The sequence below is a fragment of the Streptococcus sp. 27098_8_74 genome (genome assembly GCF_041431705.1).
Classification (GTDB): domain Bacteria; phylum Bacillota; class Bacilli; order Lactobacillales; family Streptococcaceae; genus Streptococcus; species Streptococcus salivarius_E.
Window position 1 is genome coordinate 40440 of the sequence record NZ_JAPVYF010000016.1, and the last position, 12858, is coordinate 53297.

General features: G+C 34.8%; 12 protein-coding genes and 3 pseudogenes. All 15 read left to right on the forward strand.

What is annotated here, in order from left to right; all coding sequences use genetic code 11:
• Nucleotides 1-35 precede the first annotated feature (35 nt).
• The 15 genes and pseudogenes from rlmD (at nt 36) to O3670_RS07630 (ending at nt 12753) form a co-directional block, all read left to right on the forward strand.
• On the forward strand, nt 36-1394 hold the full coding sequence (gene rlmD / locus O3670_RS07560; protein WP_371595949.1) for a 23S rRNA (uracil(1939)-C(5))-methyltransferase RlmD: 1359 nt from the start codon (nt 36-38) through the stop codon (nt 1392-1394).
• Nucleotides 1395-1460: 66 nt separating this feature from the next.
• Nucleotides 1461-1781: pseudogene (locus O3670_RS07565) on the forward strand (23S rRNA (uracil(1939)-C(5))-methyltransferase RlmD); the annotation flags it as partial.
• Nucleotides 1782-1931: 150 nt separating this feature from the next.
• On the forward strand, nt 1932-2552 hold the full coding sequence (locus tag O3670_RS07570) for a class I SAM-dependent methyltransferase (protein ID WP_002890480.1): 621 nt from the start codon (nt 1932-1934) through the stop codon (nt 2550-2552).
• Nucleotides 2553-2591: 39 nt separating this feature from the next.
• A pseudogene (locus tag O3670_RS07575) lies at nt 2592-3356 on the forward strand (VirD4-like conjugal transfer protein, CD1115 family); the annotation flags it as partial.
• Nucleotides 3328-3813, forward strand: a pseudogene (locus tag O3670_RS07580) (IS3 family transposase); the annotation flags it as partial. The pseudogenes O3670_RS07575 and O3670_RS07580, both read left to right, overlap by 29 nt.
• On the forward strand, nt 3787-4104 hold the full coding sequence (locus tag O3670_RS07585) for a TfoX/Sxy family protein (protein WP_371595952.1): 318 nt from the start codon (nt 3787-3789) through the stop codon (nt 4102-4104). The pseudogene O3670_RS07580 and the gene O3670_RS07585, both read left to right, overlap by 27 nt.
• Nucleotides 4105-4331: 227 nt before the next feature.
• Nucleotides 4332-4775, forward strand: coding sequence for a GNAT family N-acetyltransferase (locus O3670_RS07590; RefSeq protein WP_175061713.1), 444 nt, complete (start codon nt 4332-4334; stop codon nt 4773-4775).
• Nucleotides 4776-4978: 203 nt separating this feature from the next.
• A complete protein-coding gene (locus O3670_RS07595; RefSeq protein ID WP_175061714.1) occupies nt 4979-5545 on the forward strand; it encodes a hypothetical protein in 567 nt (188 codons plus the stop codon).
• 952 nt (nt 5546-6497) lie between these two features.
• Nucleotides 6498-7127, forward strand: a complete 630-nt coding sequence (locus tag O3670_RS07600) for a TetR/AcrR family transcriptional regulator (protein ID WP_006596092.1) — start codon at nt 6498-6500, stop codon at nt 7125-7127.
• A 277-nt stretch (nt 7128-7404) separates the two neighbouring features.
• Nucleotides 7405-8145: an ABC-2 transporter permease family protein gene (locus O3670_RS07605; RefSeq protein WP_006596093.1), complete on the forward strand. Its 741-nt coding sequence runs from the start codon at nt 7405-7407 to the stop codon at nt 8143-8145.
• 134 nt (nt 8146-8279) lie between these two features.
• Nucleotides 8280-9017 carry an ABC transporter ATP-binding protein gene (locus tag O3670_RS07610; protein WP_006597273.1) on the forward strand — a complete coding sequence of 246 codons (738 nt, stop codon included), beginning with the start codon at nt 8280-8282 and terminating at the stop codon, nt 9015-9017.
• A gap of 2 nt (nt 9018-9019) precedes the next feature.
• Complete coding sequence (locus tag O3670_RS07615; RefSeq protein ID WP_371595950.1) at nt 9020-10702, forward strand: ABC transporter ATP-binding protein; 1683 nt, start codon at nt 9020-9022, stop codon at nt 10700-10702.
• A gap of 199 nt (nt 10703-10901) precedes the next feature.
• Entirely contained in the window at nt 10902-11075 is a 174-nt protein-coding gene (locus O3670_RS07620) for a hypothetical protein (protein WP_002890505.1), read from the forward strand.
• Between the two features lie 131 nt (nt 11076-11206).
• Nucleotides 11207-11983 (forward strand): alpha/beta fold hydrolase, encoded by a 777-nt coding sequence (locus tag O3670_RS07625; RefSeq protein ID WP_175061718.1) that lies wholly within the window; start codon nt 11207-11209, stop codon nt 11981-11983.
• Nucleotides 11984-12015: 32 nt separating this feature from the next.
• Nucleotides 12016-12753 carry a DUF4336 domain-containing protein gene (locus tag O3670_RS07630; protein WP_175061719.1) on the forward strand — a complete coding sequence of 246 codons (738 nt, stop codon included), beginning with the start codon at nt 12016-12018 and terminating at the stop codon, nt 12751-12753.
• Nucleotides 12754-12858 lie beyond the last annotated feature (105 nt).

Sequence of the window (12858 nt, forward strand, 5' to 3'; positions counted from 1 at the left end):
TGTTTAAGCCCTATAAGAGTAAAGAAAGTTGAATTATGTTAAATAAAAACGATATTGTAGAAGTTGAAATTGTCGATTTGACACATGAAGGAGCAGGCGTTGCCAAGGTGGATGGCTTTGTCTTTTTCGTGGATAATGCCCTCCCAGGTGAAGTCATCAAGATGCGCGTGCTTAAGCTCAAGAAAAATATCGGTTTTGGAAAGGTTGAGGAGTATGTGACCCTTTCACCAAACCGCAATCAGGACATTGATGCAACCTATCTCCGTTCAGGGATTGCTGATTTTGGACATATGACCTACGAGGAGCAGCTCAAGTTCAAGCGTAAACAAGTTGTGGACAACCTCTATAAGACAGCAGGCATCTCAGACGTAGAGGTCACTGAAACATTGGGGATGGAGACGCCTTACGCCTACCGTAACAAGGCTCAGGTACCTGTTCGCCGTGTTAAAGGTCAGCTTGAAACAGGTTTCTACCGCAAGAATTCGCACGACTTGATTCCAATTGAAGATTTCCTTATCCAAGACAAGGAAATTGATAAACTCATTGTCTTTGTCCGTGACCTTCTCCGTCGCTATGACCTCAAACCATACGACGAGAAGGAGCAGACAGGTTTGATTCGTCACTTGGTGGTTCGTCGTGGCCATTATTCAGGTCAGATGATGTTGGTCTTTGTAACGACCAGACCAAAAGTCTTCCGTATTGACCAAGTCATTGCTAAAATTACAGAAGCTTTCCCAAGTGTCGTTTCTATCATCCAAAACATCAACGATAAGAACACTAACGCCATCTTTGGTAAGGAATTTCGTACCCTTTATGGTCAAGACACCATTACAGATAGTATGTTGGGTAATGACTATGAGATCTCTGCCCAGTCTTTCTATCAGGTTAACACCGAGATGGCTGAAAAACTCTATCAAACAGCCATTGACTTCTCAGATCTAAACAGCGACAGCATTGTTATTGATGCCTATTCAGGAATCGGGACAATCGGTTTGTCATTTGCAAAACAGGTCAAGGAAGTCTACGGCGTTGAAGTCATCGAAACAGCTGTCGAAGATGCCAAGAAAAATGCAGAACGCAACGGCATTACAAATGCCCACTATGTGGCTGACTCAGCTGAAAATGCCATGGCCAAGTGGAGCAAGGATGGCATCAAACCAGACGTCATCATTGTGGATCCACCACGCAAGGGCTTGACAGAAAGCTTCATCAAAGCCAGCGTCGCCATGCAACCTGAGAAGATTACTTACGTCTCATGTAACCCAGCAACTATGGCGCGTGATATCAAACTCTATCAAGAATTGGGCTATGAATTGAAAAAAGTACAGCCGGTGGATCTTTTTCCGCAAACGCATCATGTCGAGTGTGTGAGTTTATTGGTAAAACGCAGTTAAACATCTCGCTTTTACATTTCAAGGCGAGATGCTTCAAAGCTCCACTGGAGCTTTGAACTCCCACAAACGCATCATGTTGAGGCGGTAGCACTTTTGTCCAAACTCGATGTCGATAAGCATATAGACGTTGAAATTGAGCTGGATGAGCTTGATTTGACCAGTGCTGAAAGTAAGGCAACATATGCTCAAATCAAAGAATATGTTTGGAATAAATTTGAATTAAAAGTTCCGACATTATATATTGCACAGATAAAAAGGAAATGTGGAATAGAATTACGAGAACATTACAGCAAGTCTAAAAAGGAGAAACAAATTATTCCACAGTGTACACCTGAAAAAGAAGAAGCTATCATGGATGCCTTGAGACACTTCAAAATGATTGAATAGAAAAGAATGACAGCATATGACTTTCTGCATTTATGACATTCCTACTTGGTATAGGAACAGCTATTATTCCTTTCTTGCAAGGTATCAATGAGAAAATAGGCTCAATATAAAGATTGATAGGATCATTTTTATATTTAAAGGAGCGTTGAAATGATTGATAAAAGCAATAAAAAATTTTGGGATAAATTTGCTAAGCTATATGCTCCTTTCATGAAAAAAGACAAAGGAGTATATGATAAAGTTTGCGAATACATTCGTCCTCATTTGAATAAAGACATGGAGGTGCTTGAACTTGCTTGTGGCTCAGGACAATTATCGTTTAATCTTTCAAAGCATACGAAAAGTTGGATTGGCACAGATTTTTCCGAACAAATGATTAAGGAAGCTAAAAAGCGTGGGGAATACGAAAATCTTACATTTGAAACAGCCGATGCAGTAGCATTATCCTATTCGCATGAAAAATTTGATTGTGTGTTAATTGCTAATGCACTTCATATTATGCCTAAACCGGATGAGGCGATGAAAGAAATATATAGGGTGTTAAAACCTAATGGGACTTTGTTCGCCCCCACTTTTCTATGGAAAGAGGGAAAACAAAGAAAAATGATAAAAAGTTTGATGTCTATTTTAGGATTTAAGATGTATCAAGAATGGGATAAAAAGGAATTTGAAGATTTTATTAAAGAATATGGATTTTCAGTAGTTGAAATGAAATTGGCACATGGAGGTCTTGCACCGATTGGTGTGATGATTGCTCAAAAAGTGGCTTAACAGATTCTATTCTTATGATTTAAAAAATTTCATCAAAGTGGTGCAAGGCTTGCTCCATTTGATATTAGGGAACTTAGGGACTTGATGAGTGAAGATGAACTGGAGCTTGATACACTGGGGGATAGAAAAACGGCTCTCTTTGTTATTATCTCTGATACAGATGATACCTTTAACTTTGTAGTATCCATTATGTACTCACAACTTTTTAATCTCTTATGTGATAAGGCAGATGATGTATATGGCGGTAGGCTTCCTGTTCATGTAAGATGCCTTCTTGATGAGTTTGCAAATATCGGCTTAATTCCAAAGTTTGAAAAGCTGATTGCCACAATCAGAAGTAGAGAGATTTCAGCAAGTATCATACTTCAAGCACAATCTCAGTTAAAGGCAATCTATAAGGATAATGCCGATACAATCGTAGGTAACTGTGATAGTACCTTGTTTCTTGGTGGCAAGGAGCAAACTACACTAAAAGAATTGTCTGAAACACTGGGAAAAGAAACGATAGATTTATATAACACATCGGAAACAAGGTCAAATCAAAAGAGCTTTGGTTTAAACTATCAAAAGACAGGCAAAGAACTGATGAGTCAAGATGAGATTACTGTAATGGACGGTAGTAAATGTATCTTTCAGCTTAGAGGTGTCAGACCTTTTCTTTCAGATAAATACGATATTACAAAGCATAAGAACTATAGATTACTTGAGGACTATGATAAGAAGAATTTGTTTGACATAGAAAGCTATATGAAGCGAAAAGGAAAAGGGTTGCCTTTGCCGTGTCCGTCCCAAGAAGGGACCTAAATTAGGGAAGCCTTACCATGTAACAGACAATAAGCTGGATCGTGATTTCCAGGCAGGCAAGCCTATGGAGAAACTTGTCACAGACATCACCTACCTCTATTTTGAAAACTGTAGACTTTATCTATCTTCGATCATGGATCTCTATAATCGTGAAATTGTAGCTTATACCATCTCCGAGTGCCAAGATACGGACTTTGTACTCGACACACTTAATCAACTTGAGCTACCTCAAGGAGCACTTTTCCACAGCGACCAGGGCTCTGTCTACACCTCAAAAGCCTACTATCAGGCTTGTACAGAAAAAGGCATCACCCGCTCCATGTCCCGAAAAGGAACACCAGCAGATAATGCCTGTATCGAATGGTTCCATTCTGTTCTCAAGTCTGAAACCTTCTATCTCCATAAGTGGAGAAACCTAACTAAGGATAGTATAACAGATATTGTTAAAAATTACATCCTATTAGAACAACTATCCGATTTGGAAGAAATAACATATAGATCAATGATGGGCGAATATATTGTTTATTATCGCGGAAAAATTGTGGGTGGGATTTATGATGATAGATTTTTAGTGAAGCCTGTTAAATCTGCAATAGCATATATGCCAAATGCAAAGTACGAGTCACCATATGATGGAGCAAAGGAAATGCTGTTGGTAGATGATGTTGACAACAAAGAATTTTTAACCGGCTTATTCAATTCAATGTATGATGAGTTACCTGCACCAAAACCGAAGAAAAAGAAATAATCAAATTCGAATTTGTGGAGAGGATTTGAATGAAAAATGCCGTTATATATGTTCATGGTAAGGGTGGTAATGCAGAAGAAGCTAATCACTATAAACAATTTTTGATGACAGCTTTGAAATCATTGGATTTGATTACAAATCATTGAACCCGTGGAATGCTAAAATCGAGTTTATAAATTATTTGCGAAACAATAATAACAATAAATATTTTAAGAAGTGGGTTGTTGATGGAAATCATAGAGGTTATGGAAAATAAAAAAAATTATATTGAGTTGCTATTATTGGCAGATGAGCAGGAGGATATGATAGACCGTTATATTGATAAGGGTAAAATGTATGTACTTGATGATAATGGTATTAAATGTGAGTGTGTTGTAATCGATGTGGGGAATGGCGTACTTGAAATTAAGAATATTGCGACAGTACCGGAATATCAAGGCAAAGGTTACGCGAAAGCTATGATTGATTTTCTTATCACGAAATACAGAGAAGAGTATTCTACCCTGCAGGTAGGAACGGGCGATAGTCCAATGACGATTCCGTTTTATGAAAAGTGTGGGTTTGTGCGATCACATATCGCCCAGAACTTCTTTACAGACAATTATGACCATCCAATATATGAAGATGGCATTCAGTTGGTAGACATGGTTTATTTGCGGAGATCTTTCTAACTCCCAGTTTGTCGAGGTAATACATTTAAATGATAACCTTATGCGATCGTTAAAAGGTTTATAGACATGTTTCCACATACAGACAGCTTCACTTGATATACTCAGTGATCAGTCGTTTCATGTTGAGGCAGTATCACTGCTTGTAAGATCTGAAAAATAAATTTGTGTAGCGCTCGCTGTAAAGTTTAAATGGAGGGTTATCGATGGTTATATTGGAATTTTATCAAGGTGATTATCAAAAGGATTTAGTCACGTTTGACTCTTTAGAAGAGGGGAGAGCGTTTGTAGCTCAAATCCCTGGGTATACTTTAGAAACAGAAGATGGGTTTGAAGTGGAGTATGTGAACCCAAAATACTTGCCGTATTATATGGAAATTGTCTTTAACGGAAATATTGTCCCTTTATCTAGATTTTCGTTTAATTCTGAAGAAAATGTGGACATTATTTGGAAAGAAATTTCGAATCTATCCGTTAAAAACGATAAAGTGATCGAAGGATATTCAAAAATCGATGCGTATGTCGTTAACAACGATGAAGTGAAAGCCTATGTCGAAGCAAGAGAAGCGAACTATCGCAAGGCAAAAGACTTCTTAGAACGCTGTGGATATGAAGCCGACAGAAGCTTTTTCGGAAGCGAAGACGGCGAAGCGATTCTCTACAGAAAACGTGGCGCTGAAGATTGGCACTTCTTGTGTCACTTAGACCCGCTGTTTGTAGAGATTGAAGATGTAGAAGGATATGTCAAAGAAGAGATTCAATCGTTAAACTAAAGAACGTTGCGAAGGCGTGGCGTGAGTTATATTTAAAAAGACTTCTATTTTGCTAGATGGTGGAATTAAGGAGAAATTTATGACCTTAAAACAAATTAAATTAAATCCTTTTAAACACTGGGAAATCATCAGCAACTTGTATAAGTAGTCCTTCTCGAAGGACGAGAGAATTCCCTTCTTTGGACTCTGGCTCTTATCATTGAGAAAAACGGCTTTACACTAGAGGTCCTTATCTCATTCATGAGTTAGGCGTTGACTTTGCTGTTATGAACCAAACAGGGCAACTAGTTCCATTCGACTATCAGGATATCTTTGACTCTTTTTCTTATGGACTTGGAGATGTATCGATTCGTCCGATAAATTAATAAAACGTACCTTACCAAAATTGTACTGAACTAAGAATATTATCTAATTGAGAAAAGAACAAAAGTTTTGGTCTATAATATAGATATTTTTTAGCATCACATGTGGAGGCAGTCTCACTGCTTGCGCGAGCTGAGTCATCAGCGTAGTAGAAGTAGATGTTCTGCCCATGCGATAGGACTCGTAGAATGAGGAGGGATATCGACGAGATGATACGCCAAGTCAGAACTGTTGAGTGAGTAGGATTGCTTATAAAAGGATAAAAGATTTGTAACGAAAAAAATTATGAAAAGCCTTGAAACCAAGGCTTTTTGTCATATAGTGGGGAAGTATCATAGTGTGAACTAGTCTTTAGTAGCTGAATTTTCAGTTTAGGTAAAATAGAACTTATTGAAATAGTTATGTGGATTATTTCATTACTTCTTTAATCATTTTAAAATCTTTAAATTAAGATTTGGAGAATTTAAATAATATTTGCATTTGAAAATGAAATGATTAATAAAACAGCTTCCGATAAGATATTTGACATTATTAGTTACTTCCACTACAATAGAATTACATACCATCGGTATGATAGAAAGGGACTAAAATGGCAAGGAATAGAAACTCACATGAAACTAGAAAAAAAATACTAGAGGTCTCCAAAAATTTATTTTTAGAAAAAGGATTTGATAATACGTCAATTCAAGATATCATTGATGGCTTAGGTGGATTAACAAAAGGTGTTATCTATCATCATTTTGAGTCTAAATATGATATACTTCAAACAATCATTAGCGAAAATAATCAAGAAATTTTAAATTATAATTGGAGAGGAAATACTGGATTAGAAAAGATACAAAATTCTTTGATGGACTCTTTCTCTAATTTTGAACACCAAAGGCTCGTATACTCTGCCTCAATCATGCTAAGAAGTCCACGTTTGTTAGGGGAGCAGTATCTAGGTCTATTTTCTGATTTTTTACCCGAAATTAGAGAAAAAGTTTACGAAGGAGTTGAAGATGGGTCTATTAAAACAGAATATCCAGAAGAGCTAGCAGATTTAATTGTTTTAACTCTAAATATTTGGATTGGTTTTCAAATTTCCGTTTTTTCATTAGTAGAATTAAAGCGCAAAATGAATTTCATTAAACTTACTTTTGAAGGTCTAGGGGTACAGTTAATTTCTGATGAAATGATGGAGGTGATTTTCAACTTATTCGAACACTTAAAAAAATAGTAAATAAGTCGTCGCATGACATTCTTGTTAATACTCATTTCTATTTATGTATTATCAATTGAATAAATTATCTTACATAATTTATAATTAAAAAATAACATACTTTAAGTGTGTTATTAAAAATCTATTATACATACCGTAGGTATGTTTGTTTTTAGTATATACATACCGATAGTATGTATAGTGACATTGTCTGAAGAATAAGTTTATTTTTAAATATTTGTCGAGATTAGTCTGAATAGTTTATTCTTTATTTACGCTTTGGAGGAAAGAATCTATGTTGTCGCTTATTAAAATTGAATTAAATAAAGTTTCTAAATCTAAATTATTTTTAGCCTGGTTGTGTACTATATTTATAGTGTTAGGTATTACAGCAATCATTATTATGGGTTTAGGTACTGACAATAAACTAGGAGAATTCACTGGACAGGATTCTAATGTTATTAGAGTTACTGGTAAATGGGAAGGTTGGGCAATTGTAGCTTCATTGTTTTCATCTTTATTTACAAAAGCAGCATTTTTGATTTTCGAATCTTATTTATTGTCTATGATTATTATTGATGAATTTAAACGAAGAACAATTTTTCAGTTGTTTTCTTATCCTATTTCTAAAATAAAGTTACTATGGGGAAAAATTCTTTCAGTCATTCTAATAGCATTTATTGCACATTTTTCTGCACATTTAGTGATTCAATTATTCATTAGATTCATGGCTGTTGTAACTGAATCTAGTTATATCCCTATAGCTAGTCAATTAATTAACTTAGCTGGAATAACGTTTGCAACAGTACTAATAGGGTTACTACCATTTGTTTTAGGTGTGATTAAGCATTCAACAGCTATAACAATGCTTACAGGGCTTGGTTTAGCAGCATTACTTTCAAATGTAAGTCCAGGAAGTTTATCTAATAATATTGCTGATAACTTATTCTTCTTAATATTTGCTAGTTTCATAAGTTTAACGATTGTTTCATTTTCAATTTATACTATTTCAAGAAAAGATATTAATATCAAGTAGCATAGTTGAGTTTAAACGAAGTCAAGTTATAATTCCTTGATGATTTCTGTAAAAAAAGAGACTGTATAAGTTAGTATTTATGCTCCGGGAAAAAAATCTTGCATTTAAAGCTGGATATAGAAAGAGAGATAGAAATGAGAAATATTGTTGAAATAAAAGAAGTTTTTAAAACTATTGATAAAGAAGAAATTTTAAGTGGTATCAACCTTCAAATTGCTGAAGGAGAAATCTATGGTTTTTTAGGACCGAATGGTGCAGGGAAAACAACGTTAATGAAATGTATGTTATCCTTATCAACAATTACATCAGGTAGTATTGAAATTTTTGGGAAAAATCTACAAGAACACAGAGAAGAAATCCTAAGTCAGATTGGAAGTATTATTGAATCACCAATTTTTTATGATAATTGCACTGCAAAAGAAATTTTGGAAATTCACGCTCAGTATATGGGGAAAAATATTATTGAATCAGATATGATAAGAGCCTTAAGAATGGTCGGATTAAAAAATACGACTAAAAAAGTAAAAGATTTTTCATTAGGAATGAGGCAAAGGCTTGGTTTAGCTCGTGCCTTTCTAACAAAACCTAAATTGTTAATTTTAGATGAGCCAATCAATGGTTTAGATCCAATAGGAATTCAAGAAATTCGAAATCTTTTGTTGTCGCTTTCTAAGGAGCATGGAATTACAATACTAATATCGAGTCATATATTATCGGAAATTTCACAGATAGCAGATAAAATTGGTTTTATCAAAAATGGAGAAATGGTAGAACAGGTCTCTATGAAAGAGATTAGGAGAGAGAATATTAACTTAGAAGAATATTTTATGTCTCATTTTCTAAATGAAATTAAGAATTATGAGGTAGATTAAGGATGAAACAATTGATAAAGAACCATCAGAAGGCTTTCTATGCTTTCATGATATTTAATATACTGGTCCCTTTAACTAATATTGCTTTTGCTTATTCTATTAAAGGGATTATTGATAGTGGTATGTCCCATAATGAAGATGCCTTAACTCAAGCGGTACTAGTAGGAGCTAGTGTTATTTTCATCTATGCAGGACTCAACTTTATATCTCTTCGATTGAGAAATAAACTTGTTAGGCAAATCATGTCAACATACAAAAACAAGGTGTTCCAATCTATTTTAGATAGCGATTATAGAAACTTTTCTAAAGAAAAATCAGGGAAATTTATTTCTGTATTAACTGAAAATATGAAGAAAATTGAGCAAGATTATCTACACCAGTATTTTAATATTTCAAAAAACCTTTCCTTAATGATTTTTTCACTCCTAGCTATGTTTATAGGTAATTGGTTTTTGACCTTATTAGTAATCATTGCTAGCATTATTCCAATGATGATTTCAGGATTTATTGGACAAAAATCAGCCTCTCTACAAAATAGTGCTATGATTGCAGATCAGAAGTATTTAGCTAAGGTTAAAGATATTTTAGCAGGATTTCTTGTTATCAAAAGTTTTAATGTGAAAGAGGCTATCTGTGAGGATTATAGTCATGAAAGTGAAAAATTTGATGAAATAAATTTTATAAAAGGGAAATTTGATGTTTTAGCTAATGTTATTTCGCAGCTTTCGGGGATGATTGTTTTTTTAGTAGCCTTTGGTGGAGGAATGTATCTTGTTTTTAATGGCTATACCACAATTGGAAGTGTAACAGCTATTGTTCAACTGGTCAATTTTGTAGTAATGCCACTAAATGAAGTTGGTATGGGAATGAGTAAATTCCGTGAAGGTCAGGCAACACTAGATGCATTTGAGGTAAAAGATGTAACCGAACTTCAGACTGGTGAAACGAAAGAATATTTCGATGATGTTATTTCTTTTTCAAATATAGACTTTTCTTACCCTAATGCTGAAGAAAAAATTTTTAATCATTTATCTTTGAAGATTAAAAAAGGAGAAAAAATTGCAATTGTAGGAATGTCAGGGAGTGGGAAATCAACTTTGCTCAATCTATTACTGCGTTTTTACGATGTAACAAGTGGACATATTTCAATTGATAATATAGATTTGCAAGCTATTTCAGCAGGGAGCCTTTATAACTTAATGACTATTGTTCAACAAGACGTTTATATCTTTGATGATACTTTAAGAGCAAATATTACTCTTAATCAATTCTTCACTGATGAGGAAATAAAGCAAGCGGTACAGCAGTCAGGTTTAGAAAGTTATGTTTTAGAAAATGAATCTGGTCTACAAGCTTTATGTGGAGAGAATGGCTCAAATCTATCTGGCGGACAAAAACAAAGACTTAGTATTGCGCGTGCCTTAATTCGAAAAACACCAATCTTATTATTGGATGAGGCTACCTCATCTTTGGATAATCAAGTAACTACTGAAATTGAAAATTCAATCCTGGATATTCAAGATTTGACTGCACTTGTAGTAACCCACAAGTTGAATGAGAACATTTTGAAAAAATACGATAGAATTCTCTTTATGAAAGGTGGCGTCATTGTTGAAGATGGTTCTTTTGGTGACTTGATGGATAGGAGAGGTGAGTTTTATAAGTTGTTTGAGTTGAGTGTGTAATTCTCTTTCGTTCTATAATATAGGAGTATACTAGCACGACATGTTGAAGCGGTATCACTGCTTGTGAGGCCTAGAAAATGTGTAGAATGAAAAGCCTTGGTGACAGGGCTTTTTATGGTAAGTCATTTGATATTTTTATCTGAATCATATTTCTTCTTCATGTTACAATAAATATATACAAAATAGAACGCTTAGAAAAATGGAAAATATAATGGTTAACCAAAGCAAATATGTGTCTAGTGATTTTCCAGAGGCAACGTATCAAGTGGCTTTTGAGGATTTGAAAAAGAAAATTTTAGTCGGGCATCAGGAAATTATTCAAGGTAAAGTCTCTTCTCTAGCTGATGCGAGAAAGGAATTTGGCCTTGACTAGGTAGGTTGCGATATTGTCTCTCTTACTTGTAACAGAGCTAAGCAGAGTAAATAGTAGAATAATAAAGGTGAACATAGCTTTCAAGACGAGTATGGTACTGGCAATATGAGACATTTTGGAGGGTATCAAATATGAAATTTCATGAGTTTGGTGATAAAAATTTACCTCCCATTTTATTGATACATGGTGGGGGTAGCTCTTGGTGGAATTATCTTAGACAAGCTCGTCTCCTGTCTCATAATTACCATGTCATTTTACCTACACTTAATGGACACGGAGAAGAGTATCAAGAGGATTATATATCAACGGAAGATTTGGCACAGGAAATTCTAGATTATGTTCGACAAAACTGTGGTGGGAAAGTATTTGCTTTAGGTGGAGTTTCACTTGGAGGTCAAATTGCTATGGAGATATTGTCCTTAGATAGCGATATAGCTGAGAAAGCTATCATAGACGGAAGTATCTGTATTCCTCAACCAAGGTTGGCGAGATTTAGCATCTTGTTGGTATCTTTATTTGGTAAACTGATGTTTAGTAAATCCTCTTGTAAACTTCAGTTAAGCTTAATGAATAAATTCTATCCCCAATTAGCTTACCCAGACGAGATAAAAAATTATTATATGGAGGATATGCCAAGGACACCTATCAAAACATTAGTGACTATCTATAAAACCTATATGGGGCATTATAAGTTGAAGAGTAGGATTTCAAAAAGTAAAGCACAGGCTCTCTATATTTATGGCGAAAAAGAATTGAAATGTGTTAAAGAATCAGCTAGATTATTTCAGCAGCTGCATCCCAACACTATCTTGTTTGAGGCAAAAGGCTATAATCACGGCTATTTATCAGCCTACCTACCTCAAGAGTGGATTGACTTGGTTGTTCCATTTTTGGAGAATAATGATTGATTATACTTTATTAATTTAGAAAGCAGAGTCTCATGGAAGTCAAAAAATATAGTCCCCTCAATTCCTTAAAAAAGATAGCAGATAACCTATGGATTGTAGATGGGGAAGAAGTACAGATGGATTTCAAATTATTCAAAGTGCCTTTTTCAACTAGAATGACGGTTATCCGTTTGAAGAATGGTGGTATTTGGGTGCATTCACCGATTAAGCCTAGTGACAATTTGCTTTTTGAAATCAAGCAATTGGGTGAGGTAAAACACCTTATTGCTCCAAATGTCTTACATTATAGTTATATAGATGAATGGCATCAACTATTTCCTGAAGCAAAAGTTTGGCTAGCTAGTGGTGTTCAAAAGCGTGCCAGAAAATCGGGAATGAGTTTGGATTATGGTCAGGAATTAAGCAAGGCCAATTGGAACGAAGAAATTTGTTTTACAACATTTGAGGGAAGTTTTTATGTAAAAGAGGTTGTTTTTTTCCATACTGAAAGTTCAACTTTGATTTTAACGGATCTTATTGAAAACATAGAAACTGAGAAATTATCGCTTTTTGAAAAGCTACTTTTTAAAATAGGTGATAATCACCATCCAAATGGTAAAACACCAAGAGATTTAAGAATGAGCTTCTTATTTGGCAAAAAACAAGCTTTGAGGAGCTACCACAAAATAAAGAAATGGGAACCTAAGAATATTATTATTTCTCATGGACCGTGTATGATTGGTCAAGCAAAAGAGATGTTAAACCAAGCGTTCTTTTGGCTAGAGAAATAGGGTTATGTGGTTAAGGGAACTTGTCGAAAGACAAATACGAATACTTCGACCTTTGTATTTAAAAGTTGCATTCATTCGCTACACAAAAAATCACCCCACAAGCTA

Bases quoted from the DNA above. Each gene is read 5' to 3' on its own strand.
- O3670_RS07610 (WP_006597273.1), top strand. From the start codon at position 8,280: ATGAGAAATATTGTTGAAATAAAAGAAGTTTTTAAAACTATTGATAAA.
- O3670_RS07625 (WP_175061718.1), top strand. From the start codon at position 11,207: ATGAAATTTCATGAGTTTGGTGATAAAAATTTACCTCCCATTTTATTG.
- rlmD (WP_371595949.1), top strand. From the start codon at position 36: ATGTTAAATAAAAACGATATTGTAGAAGTTGAAATTGTCGATTTGACA.
- O3670_RS07620 (WP_002890505.1), top strand. From the start codon at position 10,902: ATGGAAAATATAATGGTTAACCAAAGCAAATATGTGTCTAGTGATTTT.
- O3670_RS07570 (WP_002890480.1), top strand. From the start codon at position 1,932: ATGATTGATAAAAGCAATAAAAAATTTTGGGATAAATTTGCTAAGCTA.
- O3670_RS07590 (WP_175061713.1), top strand. From the start codon at position 4,332: ATGGAAATCATAGAGGTTATGGAAAATAAAAAAAATTATATTGAGTTG.
- O3670_RS07615 (WP_371595950.1), top strand. From the start codon at position 9,020: ATGAAACAATTGATAAAGAACCATCAGAAGGCTTTCTATGCTTTCATG.
- O3670_RS07600 (WP_006596092.1), top strand. From the start codon at position 6,498: ATGGCAAGGAATAGAAACTCACATGAAACTAGAAAAAAAATACTAGAG.
- O3670_RS07605 (WP_006596093.1), top strand. From the start codon at position 7,405: ATGTTGTCGCTTATTAAAATTGAATTAAATAAAGTTTCTAAATCTAAA.
- O3670_RS07630 (WP_175061719.1), top strand. From the start codon at position 12,016: ATGGAAGTCAAAAAATATAGTCCCCTCAATTCCTTAAAAAAGATAGCA.
- O3670_RS07595 (WP_175061714.1), top strand. From the start codon at position 4,979: ATGGTTATATTGGAATTTTATCAAGGTGATTATCAAAAGGATTTAGTC.